Raw genomic sequence first — 19,705 nt, forward strand, 5'->3', positions numbered from 1 at the left:
GTCATTCATTAGTATTTATTGTTGGCGCAAATAGTTTGCAACTTTTTTCGATTGCGCTTCATTACTCCACCAATAATCAATACCTGTTGATAATTTTGGTTTTACTTTTGGCTGTTGATACATATTCCAATACGCAAACCATTTTTCACCTTTACCATAGGTTGGAATTTGATAATACCCAGCTCTTAATAATCGATCCAATACTTTGGTACGCACCACCAATTGTTCACGATTTGGTGCCCGAATCACCTGTTGTATGACTTCATCAATGATCGGACTTTTAATGCCAGCATAGTTGTAATTGCCAGGCTGATCTGCCGATGCACTTCCCCAAAATTGCGCTTGCTCATTACCCGGATTGAGCGACTGTGGCATAACATTTGTTGTCATATCAAAGTCTTTCGAACGCATCCGTTCTATATATTGAGGCACGTCCACTTGGCGAATGTTTACAGTCACACCTAAACGTTTCATATTGCGCACAAAAGGCATTAATGTTCGCTGTAAGCCATCTTGGTGAATGAGAAATTCAATACGAATGGCTTGACCATGTCGGTCTAATAATTGACCATTTTTAAATCGATAACCAGCATTTATTAATAGCTGACGAGCAGTCAATAAATTATTTCGATTAAATCCACTAGCATCCGAAACGGGATATTTCCAGTTTGATAACACCCCTTTACGCTCTAAAGGGGTTAATTTCGTTAACAATGGTTTTAAAATTTGCATTTCAGCATCTGAGGGTACCCCTTTAGCTTCTAACTCACTATTTGAAAAATAGCTTTGTAGGCGCTGGTATTGACCATAAAACAGAGCTTTATTTTGCCATTCAAAATCATAAGCATAGGTTAAAGCTTGTCGAAAACGAATATCATTAAACGGCGATCGACGCGTATTAAATACAAAACTTTGAGTTGCAATTGGATTTTCATGCTTATCACGATACTTCACCACCATTCCTGCAGTGATGGACGGAAACTTATATTCCGTCACCCATTTTCGTGCTGTAAATTCCTCATGCAAAGTATATTGGCCAGACTTAAAGCCTTCAAAAGCAACATCTAAATTTCGGTAATAGACATATTTCAAATGATCAAAATTATATCGTCCGCGATTAATCACTAAATCACGTCCCCAATAATTAGGATTGCGCTTAAAACTAATACTACGGCCAGAATCAATTCGATCAAGTAAATACGGGCCAGAACCTAAAATCGGCTGCATAGTAATTTTAGTAAAATCTTTTTTTGCCCAATCTTTTTTGGAATAAATCGGCATTTGCGCCAATATTAATGGCATTTCAGCGTTATTACCCGACTTAAAGGTCATTTTGACTTCATATTTAGATAACACTTGGGTTTTATCTAAATCTGCCAAATACATTTGTAAACCTGGGTTTGACTTGGTCTGAAAAGTATCAAAACTAAATTTAACATCTTCAGCAGTGAGTTCTGAACCATCACTAAATCGTGCTTTTGGATTTAAGTGATAAATGACAAAATTCGTATGATCGGGGTCGAACGTTACCTTCTCAGCTAATAATGGATACATCACGCCAGGTTCATCTAAAGAGCTATCCATAAGGGAGTCAAATAAATAATTTACCCCCTCAGCCGCACTGCCCTTACCATTCATACTGTTTAAATTGTCAAATGTCCCATTTGATGAAGTACTTAAATATCCACCTTTGGGTGCAGAAGCATTGGCATAAGGCATGACTTTGACAGAGTCATATTTGGGTGTGCTATGAATCGCAATATAAGGCGTGGTCTGTATCGCAGACCACACACTTTGACCGAACAGAGTAAGCACACAAATCCCAATAGCTTGATGTGCTGATTTGAACGACACCAACATCACTGACAACTCCCTGTAGTCGTTGCTTAATTCGGTACTTTAATCACGTCACCAATACGTAACTGAGCAGACGGTTGCATATCATTCATTTCAGCGAGTTTTGATGTATCAAGTCCATAGCGACTTGCCAAACCAATCAGCGTATCGCCGCGTTTAATACGGTATTCACTAATAGTTTTAGGGACTTGTAAATTTTGACCGACACGCAGTCCTGCACGCGGGTTCAAGTTATTTAATTCAGCCAATGCTGCCACAGTTAAACCTGTCCGACTAGCAATCGAATTTAAAGACTCGCCTGATTTCACAGTATAGCTTTCAGTATTTGTTGGTTTCACATTGCTCGTAGAGGATTTAGCTTCCGTTTTTTTGGTTTCAGTTGCTTTACTAGCTACATCAGCAGGTAGTTCACCATCTACTTTTAAACGCTGCCCTACACGAATCGCACTATTGGTATTTAGGCCATTTAATTCAGCTAAATAACGTAATTGAAGATGATATTTCTTCGCAATCACACCCAATGTTTCACCTGATTTCACCACATGAATATCGGTCGCATCAACGGAATTCGTTCGTGTATTGGTTTTGCTTTCAATTTTGGTCGCCTCAGCTTTGGTTTCTACTTTAACCGGTGCGACATCACCTGTTAATTTTAATTTCTGCCCAACGCGTAGACCAGAACTACGCTCTATACCATTTAAATTTGCGACATAGTCCATGCCTAAATCATAGCGACTAGCAATGCCTGTCAGTGTATCGCCAGACTGCACCACATATGTATCCGGAACAGTTGAACTTGCAGGAACTTTAATGCTTTGCCCAGCCATCAGCCCACTATTTACCGACATATCATTTAGACTCGCCAATTCTGACAAACTGATTTTTGACTGCGTCGCAATGCTGTAAAGCGTATCACCACGCTGCACTTTATAGCTTTCAACTTTATACGCAGGATCAACTTTGACATTTTCAATGCGATTCACGACTTTGCTTTCGAGCTTCTCAACTTCTGCTACAGCTTGTAATGGCACATTAATTTTTTGCCCCACCATCAAGCTACTGCCAGCCGTTAAGCCAGTTGTTAAATCTGCCAACTCTTGATTTGACAGCGCATAACGATCTGCAATGAGTTTTAGATATTCACCACGTTTTACCGTGTAGGATTTGGTTTGAACTTTTGCAGGTTTTTCGACAACTTGAGCGGCTTTCTTATCAGCTTCCAATTTTGCTTTCGATGCAGGCGTTTCTTTTAGGGATAATTTCTGTCCAACATATAAACCACTCGTGGTGGTTAAACCATTGTAGTCGGCGAGTTGCTTCGTACTTAAACCAAATTGACTCGCAACAGCTGTAAGACTGTCATTTGCTTTCACCACATAGCTATCTGCGATAGGCTTAGCTTTCGATTCTTCATTATTTTGCACAATCGGTTTCGCATCATATAAATAGATGGTCGTACCGACATACAAGGTCGAATCTGGCGAAATTTGGTTCCAAGCTGCAATATCACGCCAATTCACGCCATTTTTCATCGCGATCAACGCTAATGTGTCGCCCGCCAAAACTGTATAAGTACTGCGTTTACCTTTAGGTGGTACAACTACAATTTCAGAATCTGTACGAATGACATTTTTACCTTGGTTGCGTTTGGCTTCTTCGGAATCTGCACCTGTATTTTCAGCCACGCTTTTCGGGTAAGAGAACCCTTTGGTCAGTTCTTTACCTTGTTGATCTGCAATCGACTGGCTGGTCTGAATCGCAGTCAACTTAATCTTGCCATCATAAGGATCGACAATTTCAGTGCCTTTCGGCGCAATAGCTTTAATTTCCTGAACGACTTCTTCTTGTTCTGCTTTAGTCGCTACTGGTTTTAATACCTCATCGACTGTTTTGGTCTCACCTTCAGCTTTAATAGCCGCCATGATTTGCTCACGCTCATTTGCGCTGAGTGGTGGCTCGACAGATACGGCTTTCACAGGCGTCGAAGGTGTTACAGCGACTGGAATACGCGGCGCACTTGGAATATCACTATTCGATGCAAATGCAGCCAAAGCAGATGATCCTATTGGCGTTTTGCCTTTCGTTCCTGATGGAACACTCGGCGTTACCGTTGTAGCGACTACAGGTGGTTTGGCAGAAGCTGTCACTGTCGGCTGTGTTTTAAGCGTAGGTGGCGTCACTTTAGCGGGCTGAATAGTTTTACTATTTAATTCCGGCGGAGTAACACGTGACGGTGTTATTTCAACATTATTTTTTGGTAAGTTATAAGTTGAATTACTTGCCCAATAACCTGATGAACCACCTGATTGTAATTTTTTCAAACGTGCATCAACTGATGGACTCACATCCGCAGGAATTAAAATCCGCATTGGGCTGCTGCTATCAATCACATCGCCACGATGACCAGGGTTTAGTGCATAGAGTTCTGCACGGCTTAAACCGGTAATAGATGCAATTTCATTTAAATTTGCAGGCCCTACAGCCACTTCACGAAAGTGTGGACGGTTGGCAATTGGTGGCAAACTTACGCCATAGGCACTTGGATTTTTAATAATTTGAGCAACAGCCAAGAAACGTGGGACATAGTTCATGGTTTCTTGGGGCAGTTTTAGCGACCAATAATCCGTTGGCAAACCTGCCGCACGGTTACGGTTAATCGCCTGTTGAATGCGGCCCGGCCCTGCATTATATGCAGCCAAAGCCAATTCCCACGAACCGAACTGGTTATGTAGCGCACCTAAAAACTCATAAGCTGCACGCGTTGATTCCACTACGTCACGACGACCATCATACATTGAGGTTTGTTTTAAGCCGTAAATACGTCCAGTACTTGGAATAAATTGCCATAAGCCCGCTGCGGCTGCACTTGAGGTTGCTGCTGGGTCATAAGAACTTTCAATCACTGGTAATAACGCCAACTCAGTCGGCAAACCACGACGTTCTGCTTCTTTAACCGTGTGATATAAATAACGGGACGCACGCGCACTTAAACGATCAATATATGGTTGACGTGAAATAAACCAACCACGCTGCGCTTCAATTCGCGTATCCCAGTGGTTCAAATCCATTTTGAAACCCACAGTCATACGCTTCCATACATCACCATGCTTAAGTACTAAAAGGCGATCGCCTTCTACGGCACGCATGTCTGTTGCAGAAAGTAAATCTTCGAGTGAATCTAAACTATTGGCATCGAGAAAGTTTGAGCCAACTTGTTTACTTGCTGAGTTCTGCTTAGTCGTTTGCGATGAAGAACAGCCCGTCAGACCAAGAGCTGCGAGCGCAGAACCCAAGACTGTAAATTTAAAAATTTGTGGTAACGTAGGCTGCCAGACAGTCGCAGTTGATTTATACATAAAAAAATCCAGACAACTCATATAAAATTTATTTTTTAGATATGCCATTGTAGTGAAGCAGAACACAGACACAAGGCGTTAATTTAACGCTATTTCAGTATAAATGTTACAAGAAATTAAAAAAATCGCCAGAAATGGATTTCTCTCTGTCATTTGCGTTATACAATATACGGTTCTGAATGCTTGTTTTTCTCCGGATTTGATTTATGTCTCAAACAATCACGCTTTATGTTGATGGTGCATGTAAAGGCAACCCTGGCTTAGGGGGTTGGGGGGCGTATATCATCCGTGAAACTGGAGAAGAAAAACTCTGCGGCGGCGAAGCTGAAACCACCAATAACCGTATGGAATTGACTGCTGCAATTGAAGGCATTCAACACTGTCCGTCCGATGCAAAACTGATTATTTGGACAGACTCTAACTATGTCAAACAAGGCATTACCGAGTGGATACATGGTTGGAAAAAGAAAAACTGGAAAGATGTTAAAAATCCTGATCTGTGGAAATTACTGGATGCAACTTGTCAGGGTCGGGAAATTGAATGGAACTGGATTAAAGGGCATGCAGGCCATCCGGGAAATGAAATGGCCGATCAATTGGCCAATCTAGGCGCAGAAAAAACCCTCGAACAGATCAAACTAGCGGCATCAACTACAGCTGAAGCACCTAAAAAAAAAGCTGAACCTGACTGGCTATTAAATGATCCGTTTGGACTTGAATTTGCTGATAGCGAGGATGAAGCAGAAGAAATCTCTGAAGAAGCAATGATTGCAAATGAAAGCATTATTGATGCTTCAATTCAGGAGTCTTCAATTGCTCAGCCGCTAGAATTTGCTCCGTCACGTGAAATGACTACTGACACAGCGATCAATGCAGAGCAGATTGATGACATTACGATAGAACAACAAGCAACTGACATTGCTTCAACGTTGAATGAAGCTGCCCCTATCCAGTCTAAGCAAGCTGCTGAAATCCATCCAATGATTGTCATTACACCAGCAACAGTTGATGTATCTGGCCCACGACAATTAATTTTGGATACGGAAACGACCGGTTTCTATTTCCAAGATGGCGACCGTATTATTGAAGTCGGTGCGGTGGAAATGATTAACCGTAAACTTACGGGCAGCTCAATTCATATTTATATCAACCCGCAAAAACCTGTCGGTGAATCTGAAAATATTCACGGAATCAGTGATGACTTTCTAAAAGACAAACCACTGTATGCTGAAATTGCTGATGTATTATTTGACTATCTAAAAGGCGCAGAAATCATTGCGCATAACGCAACCTTCGATATGAACTTCCTTGATATGGAGTTCAAACGTGCCGGTTTTGTGGCCTTATCTGAAGTTTGCGAAGTCACCGATACCTTGGCTATGGCCAAAGCCAAGCATCCAGGCCAGAAAAACTCACTCGATGCATTAGTGCGTCGTTACGAAATTCCACAACGTGACCGTACCTTCCATGGTGCGTTACTCGATGCGGAAATTCTGTCTGACGTATACCTAGCAATGACGGGCGGTCAGGTTTCCTTTGATATCGATGCCCTGACCCACTCGCAAAATGAAGATGGTTCGCAAACCCGCGCCGCTGTTGAAATAGAATTACCCGTGATTTTACCTTCCGCAGATGAACTTGAAGCCCATGAGACATGGGTCAAACAATTTGAAGAAAAACATGGTACACCTTGCCTTTTTGCGAAATAAAATCTAAATTTCGTGTTACTTTTTGTATATAAACAATTCTTACATACGCTATAGTAAAACCATAAACATGGACCGCCTTAAGGGGCGGTTAATAAACAAGATAAAACATCTAGGAAAGGTGCAGATACATGTCTTACCAAACCTCTATCCATTTTGATCCAACGGCTTTGCTGATAATAAAAAATGAGGTTGATAACTCAATCAAGTTAGTCGAATCAGCAGTCAGCACCTTAGTTGAAGATCAAACTTTACCTTTCGGGATTGATGATGCACTGATTCAATTTGAACAATGTGCTCAAGTACTAGCTTTAGTTGATATGCCAAGTTTGGCAAAAATCGCTCAATATTCAGCAGAGTTAATGCGCAAGATCATGGGGAACCCTGCGCAAATTAACACTCAAGAGGTCATCGCACTTAGCGAAGGCACGACCATGCTGAAACGCTATATCGAATTTATCTGCCTGCGTGAAGTTAAAATTCCACAGTTTCTACTCGACAGTCTAAATCGTCTAGAGCTGTCTTTAGGAAAACCTTTAACGTCGGAAGGCCAACACATTGAGTCCCTACTCGATTGTATTACCCCTGACTTTGACCTACCTCAAGCGCCTGCACTTGAAAAATCAAAATACGTTCACCGTCTGTATAAGTTGGCGTTGAATAAATTGATTAAACAAGAAGAAACTGAGCTGGATCTGCAAGCGATTAAATTGGTCGGTACGTATTTAGCAGGTCTTTCAGACAAACATCCAAGCAAACAATACTGGAACTTGGTTTTTGTTGCGTTTAATCAAATTGATCAAATCTTAATTACCGATGCTCGTTTACGTACCTTGGTAAGCATTGAACGCAATATGGCTCAATATTTTGCAGGAACTGAGCGCTTTAAAGCATCCATTTCTGATTTAGCCAATGTCTTAAGTCTAAGCATTAGCCAAGAAGATGACATTTCTCATCATATTCGTGGCAAGTTAAATATCGGTGAAGACCTTCTTACCGACACCCAATTGCAAGTTTTCAGTCGTCATTTATATGGTCCTGACTTCGAAACCATGCATACCATTGGTGAATTGGTTACGACTGAAATGACGCAAATTCGTAATGATATTGAATTTAACTATCAAAATATGACGCCTGAAAAAACCCAAGAACTTCAAGCGAAATTGAACGAATTGGCAAATATTTTCAAAGTCTTGAACTTAAATGAAGCGTATAACGACCTGTCGCGTCAAGCTGCGTCATTAGGTAATGCTGAGATTTTACAAGATGAAAGCTTTGCCCAGCAGTTGATGAACAATATCTTGTCTGCCATGAACTCGATTGGTGTGCTTGAGCGTCATCACACTTCTAGCCGCTTACAACTTCGTGTGAATAATATGAATATTTCACTCGATCGTTTAGATGAAGCACACGCTGCCCTGTTAAATGAGACCAAGGTTTTAATTGATGCTGCTAGCCAATCTTTGGTTCAGTATTTACAAAACCAAGATTTGACACAACTTGAAGCGACTGCAACTCAATTCCGTGAAATTGGTGGTGCAATGTTGTTCCTCAATGCAGATGCAGCTCAAAATGCGCTGAATTCAACAGCTCAATTCATTGTGAAACGAGTTGAATCTTCAACAGCGATTGATGCAAATGAAGTGAATCAAGCATTAGATTCATTGGCAAGCGCAGATATGTTGATTGACAATTTAAAGAACAAACAACCTGTTTTACAGGGCATGTTTAAGGTAGCATTGGACAGTAGCGAAAAACTGAAATCAGCAGCGGCCTAATGTCTAAATTATCACTTGCGTATATCTTCAAACAACAGCAATTGCTGGTCGATGAAAACTTTCAACTTCCCGAAGTTGAGCAACTCGCAAGTGATTTAAATATTGGCACGGGTGATCGAGTGATTGCCCGTGATCTACTTGAAAATGAGCCAATTCCTGAAGGCTTACAACTCATCCCTATTCGTCAGCTTTTACAACTTTGGAATGTTCAGCAATTTGAACAAGCCAGCCGTGCTATTCAACTTTTAGAATGGCGCCGTAATCATAAATTTTGTAGCCACTGCGGTACTGCAACTCAAGTCCACGCCACAGAATATGCTATGGTTTGCCCTGCTTGCGGTTATCACCAATACCCTCGTGTCAATCCTTGTGTCATTACCGTCATTACCCGTGGTGAAGATGAAATTTTATTGGCAAAAAATGCAAAAAATGTCCGTGCTATGTATGGACTGATCGCAGGTTTTGTTGAAGTGGGTGAAACTCTAGAAGAAGCGGTTCGTCGTGAAACTGAAGAAGAAGTTGGGCTGAAGGTCAAAAATATTCAATATCTGGCAAGCCAACCTTGGCCTTTCCCAAGTAATTTAATGATCGCCTTTAAAGCAGAATATGCTTCAGGTGAGCTTCAATTACAAGAAGAAGAAATAAGTGATGCGGCTTTCTTTAAATTTGATGCATTACCTGAAATTCCGTTCAAAGGAAGTATCGCCCATTCGATGATTATGCATGTCATCCATGGGTCTGCTGTTGCAGATGACACCGAAGCATGGTTATAAGTAGCTATTTTTAGTAAATAAATCATGCAATAAAAAAACCGCCATACTTGGCGGTTTTTATTCTCAATCATTTAACCAAAGACATTAAGGTGGACTAATTTCATCGAGTACACGCATGATTTCAGCTTTGGTTTTAAAGAAGCGACTAAATAAACTCGAAACTGAACCAATCATCGTGATGTGCCCAACACGTGGGATTTGAATCAACTGACTATGGTTGCCTGAGGCTTTTAATCGACGATCAAAATCTTCACTATTGCTATGGCCAACGATATTGTCTTTATCCGCAGTGAATAGATAATGCTTCACTTGATTGTGCTCAACAAAATAATACGGCATCACTTGTTGATACGGTACATTTTGATCAAAGGCATCTGCACAAATCGGATCACCTTTATAATCAAAATGATATGGCCCTGCCAATCCCACAATTGCACGAATATTCTCTTTCACTTGTAGCTGATAAGGCGTCGGATGATACAGTGCAGACATGACATTAAATGCCCCTGCCGAATGTCCCATTAACACCACATTTTCCACTTCAATCTGCAACTTATGCTGAGACTGCGTCAAATAGTTTAATGCAAGGCTAAGATCATCAATTGAAGCCGGAAAAATATATTCAGGTGCGAGATGGTAATTAATGACAGCAACATCGAAGCCTTCTTTGGCAAAAGCTTCACCAATGAATCCATAGTCCTTTTTGTCACCATGCATCCACGCTCCACCATGTACAAACACGATGAGTGGACGTTGCTGACGAGGTGCTGACGTGCGATACAAATCTAGGCGATGGCGCACTTTTAGACCATAAGGGATATTGTTTTGAACATGATATCCTTGTTTGGGTGTCAGTCGATTTAATGCATAACTGCCAAAATCATATAACCGAAAATTTCGATATAAAGATTTAGCCAAATCCATTTTTTGCTGAAGCCGCAGAGACCATTGATTCATATTTTACAGCATCATTTCCGACATTTTATTGAGCATTTGGATCGACAGCATCCGGATCTATCGCTACAGGCGTTTGTACTTCAGGTTGCACATTACCTACAGCAGGTGTGGTGTAACTTGAGTTAATTGAACGTGCCTGTGGATTTGGGTTCTGATCAATATTATCGATTAAAGTGATAATTCGCGTTACATTACCCACTTGTTGCAAGATTTGATTTAAGTCTGTGATTTCCGCACTGTTTAAACGGCCCATCACATAAAGAACAGCATCTTCAGTATGAATGTGTACTTTGCTGTCAGATACCACAGGCGCTTTCATAATCAAACCACGGGTATTCGCAGTGACCGCAGTATCTTGCATGATGGTGCTATAGCTGATCTGATTACCCACTGTAATATAGTTATGTACAGTTTTGACATCACTCATTGAACGGACATTTTCTTCTGCCAATTCTTTTAAATGATTATCTGGCACTTGCCCAGTCAATAAGACATTGCCATGAAAACTTTCAATATTGACACGTGACTGTTTAAAACGAGTATCTAATTTATATAAGTTAATTTTTGCTGTTCGAACAATGGAAGAGTCAATAAAAACTTGTCCCAATGAGCGTGCGCCGCTTTCAGTTCCTACAGGTGCTGATCCTGTTCCATTCGAAATAAAACTCGCACAGCCAGATAAACTTGCGACACAAAGCATCGTTATTGCAATACGCTTAACCACTCAGCACGACTCCTCAAATTTCCACACGTATTTTTCTATGCGTTTACACAGTTTGTTTTATCAAAGATTAATCAACTCTTGATCAAAAGTAAAAGCATTTTCAATCCATTGCTGATGATACGGGTATTTAGAAAAGTCTTGCTGTAGTGTTTTTGCAAAGTGTTGATAAAAATCAAAACAAATTGCATCAAAGCGACAATAATAATTTTGAAAATGTGACTGTTCATTTAAAAAATGCAACGCAGTCTTCATCATCTTACGTTGTTTGTGAATAGAGATACTTTCGATGGCTTGGGCATAACGGGTATTCGAACGGGCTTTAACTTCGATAAATACCAATTCTTGACCACGTGCAACGATCAAATCAATTTCACCATAACGACTATGATAATTCTGTTGCACCTGTACATAGCCTTGCTGCTCAACCAAACGCAGCGCTTGCCGTTCTGCCCACTGCCCCAGATTCATCTGTCCCAAATTCATCTGCTCTAAGTTTAGCTGCATCGTTTCATCCCTAAAGTGAGATCGCCACGATGCCTTTTTTACTTCGCTCATAGCAGTGAGGAACACGCTGAATATTGTTTTGACTAATTTTGATTAGCCCTGTTCGCCCCTGAAACTCAATGCTTTTTAATTTCGGTTCTTGCAAATATTGTTTTGCGATATGCCATGTGTCTCCGCCAAAAGCTAAAAGACGTTGATATGGCATATCTACTGGGTTTTCCTCATAAGCTCGGATCAGGTCAGGCCAACGCGCGTCATGCAATGCAGGTGCATCACAAAATTTCAGCCCTACAGGAATGGGCTTTGTGGCTTCAATCGCATTGGCAACGGTATATAGTTTTGCTTTAGGTAGTTTTGTTTGACTGTTTATCCATTCATTATTGCCTAACAACAACACCCCTTGATTTTTGTCCAGCTTCGTTGGGAGTTGTTCAACCACTTGTATCGGCACTGAACTTTGACTAATTAAGGACATGAGCAGTAATTCATGTTCTGCCTCAGTTGCGGGCTGACGTAACACTAACACTTGCGCTAATTTGTCTTTTTCGAAGACTTTTTGGAGTGCTAAAGCATCATCACGTTTTGATAGACTGTACTGCCAGACGTTTGGAATTTGGCTCGTCGTTTCATTTAAAGCCAACACGCGGACTTTAGGCTTTGCTTTTACAAGTGCTTCTACATCTTGACGTGCTAAAGGACCAATCACCAATTGAGTTTTTTTATTGACCTGTTGCTTCAATATCGCTGCAATTTGCTTTTGATTTGAATCTACAAACTTAATGGGCACTTTGTAGTCTGACGATTGATATGCGCTATTGAAACCTTGCTTAATACTGGATGCGGCTCGCGCCATAGGGCCAGATTCAGGTAGAATGACCAAGACGTCTGCCTGTGCAGCAGTAAACAGACTGCTTAAAAGGCAAAGACCCAAAATTTTGTTCTTATTATCCAACATGGAGAAACCTATGAGTGCTCAGTTATTTGTTGTTGCAACTCCAATCGGGCACTTAGATGATATTAGTTATCGTGCAATTGAGGTATTGAAGTCGGTTAAAATTATTGCCGCCGAGGATACACGAACTTCCGCACAATTACTTAAACATTTTAGTATCAATACACCTTTAACCGCCTGCCACGACCATAACGAAAGTAACAAAATAGACCAGCTGATTGAACGCCTCGAAAAGGGTGAAAATATGGCGCTAATCAGTGATGCAGGCACGCCATTGATCAGTGATCCTGGCTTTAAATTGGTTCGAGCTGCACAAGAAAAAAATATTCGTGTCATTCCTGTGCCAGGTGCCTGTGCTGCCATTGCTGCTCTCAGTGCTGTCGGCCTACCCAGTGACCGTTTTAGTTTCGAAGGCTTTTTACCTTCTAAACAGTCACAACGTCTTTTAGCATTGGAAAAACTGAAAGACGAAACTCAAACCATGATTATTTATGAAGCGCCGCACCGTATTGTGGATTGCCTAAAAGATATGTCGAATGTCTTTGGTGCAGATCGTCCTGTGGGCTTTGCACGTGAAATTACCAAAACATTTGAAACTATTAAAAAAATGTCTTTGGGTGAATTGGTTCATTTTGTCGAATCTGATCACAATCAGCAAAAAGGCGAAATCGTTTTGGTGATTGGTGGTGCGACCGAAGAAAAAGACCTAGAGCAAGAAAAGTTAGACAAATTGCTAACACGTTTACTTCAAGACTTGTCCGTTAAAGCTGCCTCTCAGTTGGCTGCTGATTTAACTGGGATTAAAAAGAAAGTGGCCTATCAACGTGCTTTAGAGTTAACCCAAGCGAACGATTAAGCTTAATTTTTTTTATTTTTAATTTGAACCGCTTATGGGACCTACGGGTTCTATAAGCTATCCCATACAATAATTTAAATAGAATGAAAAAAAGTTGCTTATAACATGTCCATAAATCTGTCTGTCAAAAAACCGCTGGTGTTCATTCTCTTTAATCTGGTTTGGCTCACGGCTCTTGCACATATTATTTATACTGGCATTCAACCCTATCCGCACTATATTAGTGGCGAGCAAATGACGGCCGATCATAGCGCGATTACGATGGTCTGTGGATATTGTTCCCTCTATTTTGTAGTCGGTAATTTACTCAAACTGAGCCAATTTTGGGATAGGCATCGCTATTGGGCTTATGTCATTTTGAGTGCGGTATTACTTTTTCAATCTTTTGTCGCTGCTGTGGCGGCCATGCATGCACCGCCGTATATTGCTGCATTTATTATTAATTGTATGTTTTTGCTATTACTGCATTTTGTGTTCTATCCTATTTACGCGATCAGTCGTAAATATATGAAGCCAAAGACGACTTAAAATAACTTCACAACGTCATAACTAAACATGCTTAGTTTAAAAATGAATGACCTTCAGCCTCGCACAAGCGAATGAAGCAAAAAAAACACCACATGACGTGGTGTTTTTTCATTTTTAATCTTTTGCCGATTCGTCTGGAGGGACTTCGGTAATACGACCACCACGCGCTAAGAACGCAGCAACTTCATCTTCAAGCGCCTGACGTTGTTTTAGTTTTGCAGTCACTGTTAATGTTTCAGCTTCAGAGGTGTCACCATCAGAGGCAGAATCAGCTGCGTCACCTGCACCTTTTTCAGCTGCTTGTGCTTCATCTTCATCAACTACTGAATCTTCTGGATCATCATAATCGTTCATATCAGTCATTGTGTTCTCCCCGCGAATGACTTCTGTTTGCCAGCGAATGGCTGGTTTTAAATTAACAGAAATTTAGCAATCTCTGAGCATTTCGACTAGTACCCACAACCAAAAAATCGTATCTTTTTCAATCAAAATCGTAACCTTGTTTATACGACTGTCTAAAAAATATCAGACTTTGACCTAAGCTGCGTAGATTGTATCTTTTAAAATACTCAGACCATTGGCTTGAGCCATAAACGCATCTTTTAGAACAGTCTGATTTTCCACTTGTTTTAAACCAAAGTTTCGCGCCCACACCACAGGTGAAAAAGTGGTGGTTTCTAACCAACCAATCGCGGACATACTATGCATCATGGCATCGTTTTGCCCTTTACGACGGTGTTCATATCGCTTCAAACTTTGTTCATGTGCCCACACACCCCGTTTTTTATCGGTCAAAAGCACATCGCAAAGCACTGCTGCATCTAAACAACCAATATTCACGCCTTGTCCTGCAAGCGGATGAATCACATGGGCCGCATCACCAATCAACGCCAGACCATCATGCACATATTGCTGTGCTGCTCGCGCTTTCAATGGAAATTTAGCACGCGGTGTTGCTTCTAAGACCTCGCCGAGCATGTGATGGCTTTCTCGAGTGAGCAACGCAGTAAATTCCACATCGGATAAAGCGACATATTCATCGGCATAATCATCTGGTAAGGTCCACACAATGGATTGCCAATAACCGCTTTCTTCTTTTTTCAGACTCGCCATCGGCAAAAATGCCAAAGGCCCAGTTTCTAAGAAAATTTGACGCGCTACATGCTGATGCGGTTGGGCGGTTTTAATTGCACAGCTCACACCCGCCTGTTTATAGTCCAAGACATCTAGATCGATGAAAGCTTGTTCTCGGACAAATGAGTTTGCACCATCTGCTCCAATCACCAGTTTTGTTTTGAGCTGGGTACCATCTGCGAGGTGAATGATCCATACACCAACGCCACGCTCAACTCGACTTACCTTGACTTGGGTTCGGTAGTCTTCGAGTTGTTCTAGCATTTTTTCTTGAATAGCTAAATTCAAAACACTTGGTTCGACCATTGAACCTAAAGCTTGCTCAACTGATGGCGTTTGCTCTGTAGCATGGCCAAAATTGATTTCGCCATAGCCATTTTTATTCCACACCTGCATGCCTGTATAAGGCTGCTGACGAGCAAGCTTTTCCCAAACACCCACGGTCTTGAGTAAATGAATAGTGGCTTGACTGAGCGCCAAAACTCGAGGATTCGCAATACTTTTGGTTTTTTCTGCATCCAATATAGGTGCCGCATCCAATACCGTAGCCTGCACACCGCCCTGCGCCAATAACAATGCCGTTAAACCACCGACCAAGCCACCGCCGACAATCACAGCATCCAGTACATCTGTTTGATTGAAACTCATGCTTTTAGCCCCATTGCATAATTCGCGACCAAAGGCTTGATCCCCGGAATGGTGTCAAAGGCAACTAATCCTGTATTGCGAATGAGTTTTAAAATTGGATTCTGGTTGCTAAAACCACGTACAACTGAATCACAGAATTTAATCACCCGCTGCTGATCGGTCAGGCGCGATTTTTCATAATCCAGCAACATAGCTGCATCACCCAAATCGGCATTTTTTTCAACTTGCTCTGTTAAATAACGGCGCAGTACATAGGCATCACGCATACACAAGTTAAAGCCCTGACCCGCGACAGGATGAATAGTATGCGCAGCATTGCCCATCAGCACCACACGGCCGACAGCTTGTTTTTCTGCAAGAACTTGGGACAATGGGAAGCTGAAACGTTTACCTGTTTTTTTGAATTTACCTGCACGGTCGCCATAGGTTTCTTGCAAGGCATCTAAGAAATGCTGATCATTTTCATCACCCATCCACTCGCCTTCAGTTCCTTTCGGCACAGGCCAAACCACTGAGCGGCGGTATTCCCCCGGAAGTGGCAACAGCGCTAACGGGCCAAGTGGACTAAAGCGCTCAAAGCCGACATGAGCATGCGGTTTAGAGGTTTGTACCGTCGTTACAATCGCCACTTGATCATAATCATGTTCTGATGCGCCGACACCTAGGGCTTTACGGCAGAATGAGTCACGGCCATCTGCGGCAATCACAATTTTAGATTGTAGTTTGAGCTGTTCTTCAGCACGCTGTGCTTCTAAATATGCAAAGTCTGCATCCTGCGTCAGTGAAGTCACTTGTACGCCATCAATTAATTCAATCAACGGTTCTTTTTTGACTTCTGTGAGCAGCACACGGCCTAACCATGCATTTTCAATGACTTGTCCAAAGCTTTCGACTTTTTCTTGTTCTGCTTTGAGTCTTGCCTTACCAAAACTACCTTGCTCTGTAATATTTACTTCTAAAATAGGTGTGGCGTGTTCCTGCAAAGCATCCCAGAGGCCTAGTTCTTGATAAATTTGCACCGTACGGCGTGACAAGGCGCTGTTTCGCGCATCAAAACTCGAGTGATAAGGCGCAAGGTTTGCATCATCATAATTTGGGTATTTAATGGCTTCTAAAAGTTTTACGCCAATTTTGGCTTTGGCCAACATGAGTGCCAGACTTAAACCGACCATACCACCACCAACAATGATGACTTCTTGCTGCATGCTTGTTTCCTTTTTTATCAAGTATTCGAATTTAGGACATTCACTCGAAATACATATAATCTGTAATGAATTTTATCTTACATCAAGGGCATGATTTTTTATAATGAAATACAAATTAGTTGCAGGTATTTGCACTGATTAAATACAAAATTAATCATCTCTTACCGTAAATATTGATCTTTAAAAAAGAGAAAATCACAATAAAAATGGCTGAGTCCATCAGTATGAGCCATCATTTGCGTAAATCAGCGTCATTTGAACATCTCATGTTTTGATGCATTCAAAAGGACGATATCAAGCTAACTACCTGATGATCAGCCTTTAGCCATTGCTCAATTAGTTGAATAAGTGATTGCAGCTGCAAAAACCAATTATGTTACACCATTCGGTTTAATGAGCTTTTCATTACACAACATTTTCTGGATATATTCCGCAGCAGAATATCCAGAAGATGTAATTTTTGTTGTGTTATTGGCGCCTTATCCTAAAGTTGATGCACGTACCAAGCTTTAATTTGAGTTAGGTACAGAGCAACTCTAAAGCGATGTCGAGCACTATTATTCAAACAGGTTTTTAGCGCCAACTTTACCTTGGCATGGTGTGAAAATACTATGGCGCAAACCTTAGAAAATACGCTGCAAACCAATAATTGAGAAAGATTTACCCACCAAGCTGAGTTGTAGATTCATACCGATATGACTGAGCCAGCGAAAAAAAAATCAACAAACAAACATTAGTGAATGGCTGTAATTATGAGTATATGCCCCCGAGTGTATTGGTCAAATATGCTATAGATCTGATTTCACATGCTGAATATGCTGAACTGGCAACCGGACATTTGGCCGTATATAAAAAACCGGAAGAGTTTTTAAAATTAGCGACTGAGTTTTTACAAAAAACATAATGTTTGAATGAAGTTAAAAAGCCGATCTAATGATCGGTTTTTTTATATTTATTTAATATTTTCCATGATTTGGTCAAAATATTGCGCTCATGCATTCAATTTATTTTCATAGCAATAGATAAAGATATAGAACACAAAAGACAGAAATGATCTCCTTAATACGGAATAATTTAAATGAATGGCTTAAGCATTAAAAATGCTGGATTAATTTCTGCAATCGAATTTCTGCATCTTGATTAAAAGCATTCGCCGCTTGGTGATACCAGCGTTTCGCCATCTTTAAATCTTGAGCTGCGCCATTGCCTAGCTCATACATTAAGCCAATTTTATAGGGAGCAATTGCACAGCCTTGTTTTGCCGATTGCTTGTACAAGTTCATAGCTAGATTATAATCTTGATCAAGAATTTCGCCCTTTTCATATATTTCAGCAAGGGCCGTTCTTGCGTTTATATTTCCCTTTTCCACTGACTGATTCAGCAGAGCTAAAGCGATATGAACCTCTGTTTTACATGGTTTTCTGAACAACAGCACCGCTAACTTCAGCATCGCCGCATCATCACCCTGATCAGCCGCTTTTTGATACCATCCTTGTGCTGTAACATCATTTTTTTCAACGCCGCATCCCGTTTCATACATTTCGCCCAATTTAATTTGGGCTGCAATATCCCCTCTTGAGGCTAAACTCAAATAATCATCATAAGTACGCTGATTGTTATACTTAAACTTTATTTTCTTTACTGGATTATAATCACTATCAAAGATTTCAAAACCGACATAGTTTTTAAAGAGTTCAATCAATAACTGCCGAACCAATTGAGTATGATAAATTAAATGATCCTTTTCGCTAAAATAATAATACTGATAATAGCTTTCCAAATCTTCATTGATTTCTTCTTTTAAACTGTTTAAATCAGTCGTCCATTTTTTTTGAACTTTGCCATTTTCAACATATTCGTATAAATATCTTGTTGAAAAGTTTAACCATTCCTTTTCAAAATCTTGTCTTTCTCCATCCATGTAAAGTTCATCTTCTTCCGCTTGAATGACACATCTGATTTCTGCACCCTCTTTATAAAGCGCATAGCTATAGCTTGAATTTGTGTCTGCAAAATCAAAGAAGATCATCCATTTCATCGGCAACTGACTGCTTAGCAAACTGCTCCATTTTTCAGGTTCAGTAAAAGCAAAATGTGCTAATCCGGCACTATTGATACAAACAATATGATCCGTCAGCCACTCTATATCTAATGCAGATTTTGAGTTTTCTTCAAAATAAACCAGCCAATCATTTATCAGTCTTTCAATATCCTGTTGATTGCCATTAAAGGGAATAACCACCCCACTGCTGTCCCATAGTTTGCTTTAAATAAAAAAACCTGAGTCCTAACAGTTAAAATATGAGTGCAAACAAACACTTTAACGACCAGGATTCAGGTTTTGTCACATCAGAATACCGTATTTCATGAGCTAATTAAACCTGTTGTGCGACAGGATTTTGAACAACTTGCTAAAGTGCACCATGTTGGACAGAAATTTAGAGCGGCTTCCCGGTGGGATCAGTTTATTGCCATATTGATGTCTCAATTCTCTTGTAGGCAAAGTCTGAGAGATATTCAATCCAATTTGGAGTGCCAACAGGAAAAGCTAAGTCATCTCGGAGCAAAGTCTATTCCCCGAAGCACGCTGGCACGAATTAATGAGCAGCAGCCTGCTGCCTTGTATCAACAGCTATTTTACAAGTTGCTTAAATACTATGACCACTCAAAAGTCGCTCATAAATTTCGCTTTAAGAATCCCTTGTATTCCTTGGATGCCAGTCATA

Annotated in this window: 18 protein-coding genes; 8 read left to right on the forward strand and 10 right to left on the reverse strand. The window is 40.7% G+C overall.

Features of this window, described 5'->3' with window-relative positions; translation table 11 throughout:
* Positions 1–15: 15 nt before the first annotated feature.
* Both FTT88_RS09340 and FTT88_RS09345 read right to left on the reverse strand, forming a co-directional pair.
* Positions 16–1,860, reverse strand: a complete 1,845-nt coding sequence (locus tag FTT88_RS09340) for an extracellular solute-binding protein (protein ID WP_180004175.1) — start codon at positions 1,858–1,860, stop codon at positions 16–18.
* Positions 1,861–1,886: 26 nt separating this feature from the next.
* Positions 1,887–5,213, reverse strand: coding sequence for a LysM peptidoglycan-binding domain-containing protein (locus tag FTT88_RS09345; RefSeq protein ID WP_180004172.1), 3,327 nt, complete (start codon positions 5,211–5,213; stop codon positions 1,887–1,889).
* A gap of 206 nt (positions 5,214–5,419) precedes the next feature.
* Between FTT88_RS09345 and dnaQ the strand changes: the two genes are divergently transcribed.
* The 3 genes from dnaQ to nudC all read left to right on the forward strand — a co-directional run bounded on the left by dnaQ (position 5,420) and on the right by nudC (position 9,470).
* Positions 5,420–6,922, forward strand: coding sequence for a DNA polymerase III subunit epsilon (gene dnaQ, locus FTT88_RS09350; RefSeq protein WP_180004170.1), 1,503 nt, complete (start codon positions 5,420–5,422; stop codon positions 6,920–6,922).
* Between the two features lie 128 nt (positions 6,923–7,050).
* A complete protein-coding gene (locus FTT88_RS09355) occupies positions 7,051–8,697 on the forward strand; it encodes a chemotaxis protein (RefSeq protein WP_180004168.1) in 1,647 nt (548 codons plus the stop codon).
* Positions 8,697–9,470 (forward strand): NAD(+) diphosphatase, encoded by a 774-nt coding sequence (nudC, locus tag FTT88_RS09360; RefSeq protein ID WP_078192931.1) that lies wholly within the window; start codon positions 8,697–8,699, stop codon positions 9,468–9,470. The genes FTT88_RS09355 and nudC overlap by 1 nt, the downstream gene beginning before the upstream one ends.
* An 84-nt stretch (positions 9,471–9,554) precedes the next feature.
* Here nudC and FTT88_RS09365 read toward each other — a convergent pair whose 3' ends face one another.
* Genes FTT88_RS09365 through FTT88_RS09380 form a run of 4 tightly spaced genes read right to left on the reverse strand, consistent with a single transcriptional unit; the run spans position 9,555 to position 12,610 of the window.
* Complete coding sequence (locus tag FTT88_RS09365; protein WP_180004167.1) at positions 9,555–10,427, reverse strand: alpha/beta hydrolase; 873 nt, start codon at positions 10,425–10,427, stop codon at positions 9,555–9,557.
* A 25-nt stretch (positions 10,428–10,452) separates the two neighbouring features.
* Positions 10,453–11,151, reverse strand: coding sequence for a BON domain-containing protein (locus FTT88_RS09370; RefSeq protein WP_180004165.1), 699 nt, complete (start codon positions 11,149–11,151; stop codon positions 10,453–10,455).
* Positions 11,152–11,211: 60 nt separating this feature from the next.
* Positions 11,212–11,619 (reverse strand): YraN family protein, encoded by a 408-nt coding sequence (locus tag FTT88_RS09375; RefSeq protein WP_180004220.1) that lies wholly within the window; start codon positions 11,617–11,619, stop codon positions 11,212–11,214.
* A 46-nt stretch (positions 11,620–11,665) separates the two neighbouring features.
* The gene (locus FTT88_RS09380; RefSeq protein WP_180004163.1) at positions 11,666–12,610 is read right to left on the reverse strand and encodes a penicillin-binding protein activator; all 945 of its coding nucleotides are present in this window, start codon (positions 12,608–12,610) and stop codon (positions 11,666–11,668) included.
* 10 nt (positions 12,611–12,620) lie between these two features.
* Here FTT88_RS09380 and rsmI point away from each other — a divergent pair, with 10 nt between their 5' ends.
* Together rsmI and FTT88_RS09390 are read left to right on the forward strand one after the other, a co-directional pair.
* Positions 12,621–13,463, forward strand: coding sequence for a 16S rRNA (cytidine(1402)-2'-O)-methyltransferase (rsmI, locus tag FTT88_RS09385; protein WP_078189168.1), 843 nt, complete (start codon positions 12,621–12,623; stop codon positions 13,461–13,463).
* A gap of 105 nt (positions 13,464–13,568) precedes the next feature.
* On the forward strand, positions 13,569–13,991 hold the full coding sequence (locus FTT88_RS09390) for a hypothetical protein (RefSeq protein ID WP_180004161.1): 423 nt from the start codon (positions 13,569–13,571) through the stop codon (positions 13,989–13,991).
* Between the two features lie 114 nt (positions 13,992–14,105).
* Here FTT88_RS09390 and FTT88_RS09395 read toward each other — a convergent pair whose 3' ends face one another.
* From FTT88_RS09395 to ubiH, 3 genes are all read right to left on the reverse strand, one after another.
* Positions 14,106–14,354 (reverse strand): hypothetical protein, encoded by a 249-nt coding sequence (locus tag FTT88_RS09395; protein ID WP_078189169.1) that lies wholly within the window; start codon positions 14,352–14,354, stop codon positions 14,106–14,108.
* A 174-nt stretch (positions 14,355–14,528) separates the two neighbouring features.
* Entirely contained in the window at positions 14,529–15,773 is a 1,245-nt protein-coding gene (locus tag FTT88_RS09400; protein ID WP_180004159.1) for an FAD-dependent monooxygenase, read from the reverse strand.
* Positions 15,770–16,978, reverse strand: coding sequence for a 2-octaprenyl-6-methoxyphenyl hydroxylase (ubiH, locus tag FTT88_RS09405; RefSeq protein WP_180004158.1), 1,209 nt, complete (start codon positions 16,976–16,978; stop codon positions 15,770–15,772). Before ubiH ends, FTT88_RS09400 begins: the two co-directional genes overlap by 4 nt.
* Positions 16,979–17,326: 348 nt before the next feature.
* Here ubiH and FTT88_RS09410 point away from each other — a divergent pair, with 348 nt between their 5' ends.
* Complete coding sequence (locus FTT88_RS09410) at positions 17,327–17,491, forward strand: hypothetical protein (RefSeq protein ID WP_180004157.1); 165 nt, start codon at positions 17,327–17,329, stop codon at positions 17,489–17,491.
* A gap of 247 nt (positions 17,492–17,738) precedes the next feature.
* Positions 17,739–17,882, forward strand: a complete 144-nt coding sequence (locus FTT88_RS09415) for a hypothetical protein (protein ID WP_180004156.1) — start codon at positions 17,739–17,741, stop codon at positions 17,880–17,882.
* Positions 17,883–18,072: 190 nt separating this feature from the next.
* Here the strand turns inward: FTT88_RS09415 and FTT88_RS09420 are convergent, their stop codons facing one another.
* Positions 18,073–19,221, reverse strand: coding sequence for a tetratricopeptide repeat protein (locus tag FTT88_RS09420; RefSeq protein ID WP_180004155.1), 1,149 nt, complete (start codon positions 19,219–19,221; stop codon positions 18,073–18,075).
* A 99-nt stretch (positions 19,222–19,320) separates the two neighbouring features.
* On the opposite strand from FTT88_RS09420, the gene FTT88_RS09425 reads away from it, so the two are divergent.
* Positions 19,321–19,705: DUF4372 domain-containing protein (locus FTT88_RS09425; RefSeq protein WP_180173886.1), on the forward strand; the 385-nt coding region annotated here is incomplete at its 3' end.

Origin of the sequence: Acinetobacter sp. YH01024, assembly GCF_013420195.1 — a bacterium.
Classification (GTDB): domain Bacteria; phylum Pseudomonadota; class Gammaproteobacteria; order Pseudomonadales; family Moraxellaceae; genus Acinetobacter; species Acinetobacter amyesii.

What these genes read in the sequence shown, in the direction of transcription:
- FTT88_RS09340 (WP_180004175.1), bottom strand. Translation starts at nt 1,860, where the DNA reads ATGTTGGTGTCGTTCAAATCAGCACATCAAGCTATTGGGATTTGTGTG.
- FTT88_RS09345 (WP_180004172.1), bottom strand. Translation starts at nt 5,213, where the DNA reads ATGTATAAATCAACTGCGACTGTCTGGCAGCCTACGTTACCACAAATT.
- dnaQ (WP_180004170.1), top strand. Translation starts at nt 5,420, where the DNA reads ATGTCTCAAACAATCACGCTTTATGTTGATGGTGCATGTAAAGGCAAC.
- FTT88_RS09355 (WP_180004168.1), top strand. Translation starts at nt 7,051, where the DNA reads ATGTCTTACCAAACCTCTATCCATTTTGATCCAACGGCTTTGCTGATA.
- nudC (WP_078192931.1), top strand. Translation starts at nt 8,697, where the DNA reads ATGTCTAAATTATCACTTGCGTATATCTTCAAACAACAGCAATTGCTG.
- FTT88_RS09365 (WP_180004167.1), bottom strand. Translation starts at nt 10,427, where the DNA reads ATGAATCAATGGTCTCTGCGGCTTCAGCAAAAAATGGATTTGGCTAAA.
- FTT88_RS09375 (WP_180004220.1), bottom strand. Translation starts at nt 11,619, where the DNA reads ATGAATCTGGGGCAGTGGGCAGAACGGCAAGCGCTGCGTTTGGTTGAG.
- FTT88_RS09380 (WP_180004163.1), bottom strand. Translation starts at nt 12,610, where the DNA reads ATGTTGGATAATAAGAACAAAATTTTGGGTCTTTGCCTTTTAAGCAGT.
- rsmI (WP_078189168.1), top strand. Translation starts at nt 12,621, where the DNA reads ATGAGTGCTCAGTTATTTGTTGTTGCAACTCCAATCGGGCACTTAGAT.
- FTT88_RS09390 (WP_180004161.1), top strand. Translation starts at nt 13,569, where the DNA reads ATGTCCATAAATCTGTCTGTCAAAAAACCGCTGGTGTTCATTCTCTTT.
- FTT88_RS09395 (WP_078189169.1), bottom strand. Translation starts at nt 14,354, where the DNA reads ATGACTGATATGAACGATTATGATGATCCAGAAGATTCAGTAGTTGAT.
- FTT88_RS09400 (WP_180004159.1), bottom strand. Translation starts at nt 15,773, where the DNA reads ATGAGTTTCAATCAAACAGATGTACTGGATGCTGTGATTGTCGGCGGT.
- ubiH (WP_180004158.1), bottom strand. Translation starts at nt 16,978, where the DNA reads ATGCAGCAAGAAGTCATCATTGTTGGTGGTGGTATGGTCGGTTTAAGT.
- FTT88_RS09415 (WP_180004156.1), top strand. Translation starts at nt 17,739, where the DNA reads ATGCCCCCGAGTGTATTGGTCAAATATGCTATAGATCTGATTTCACAT.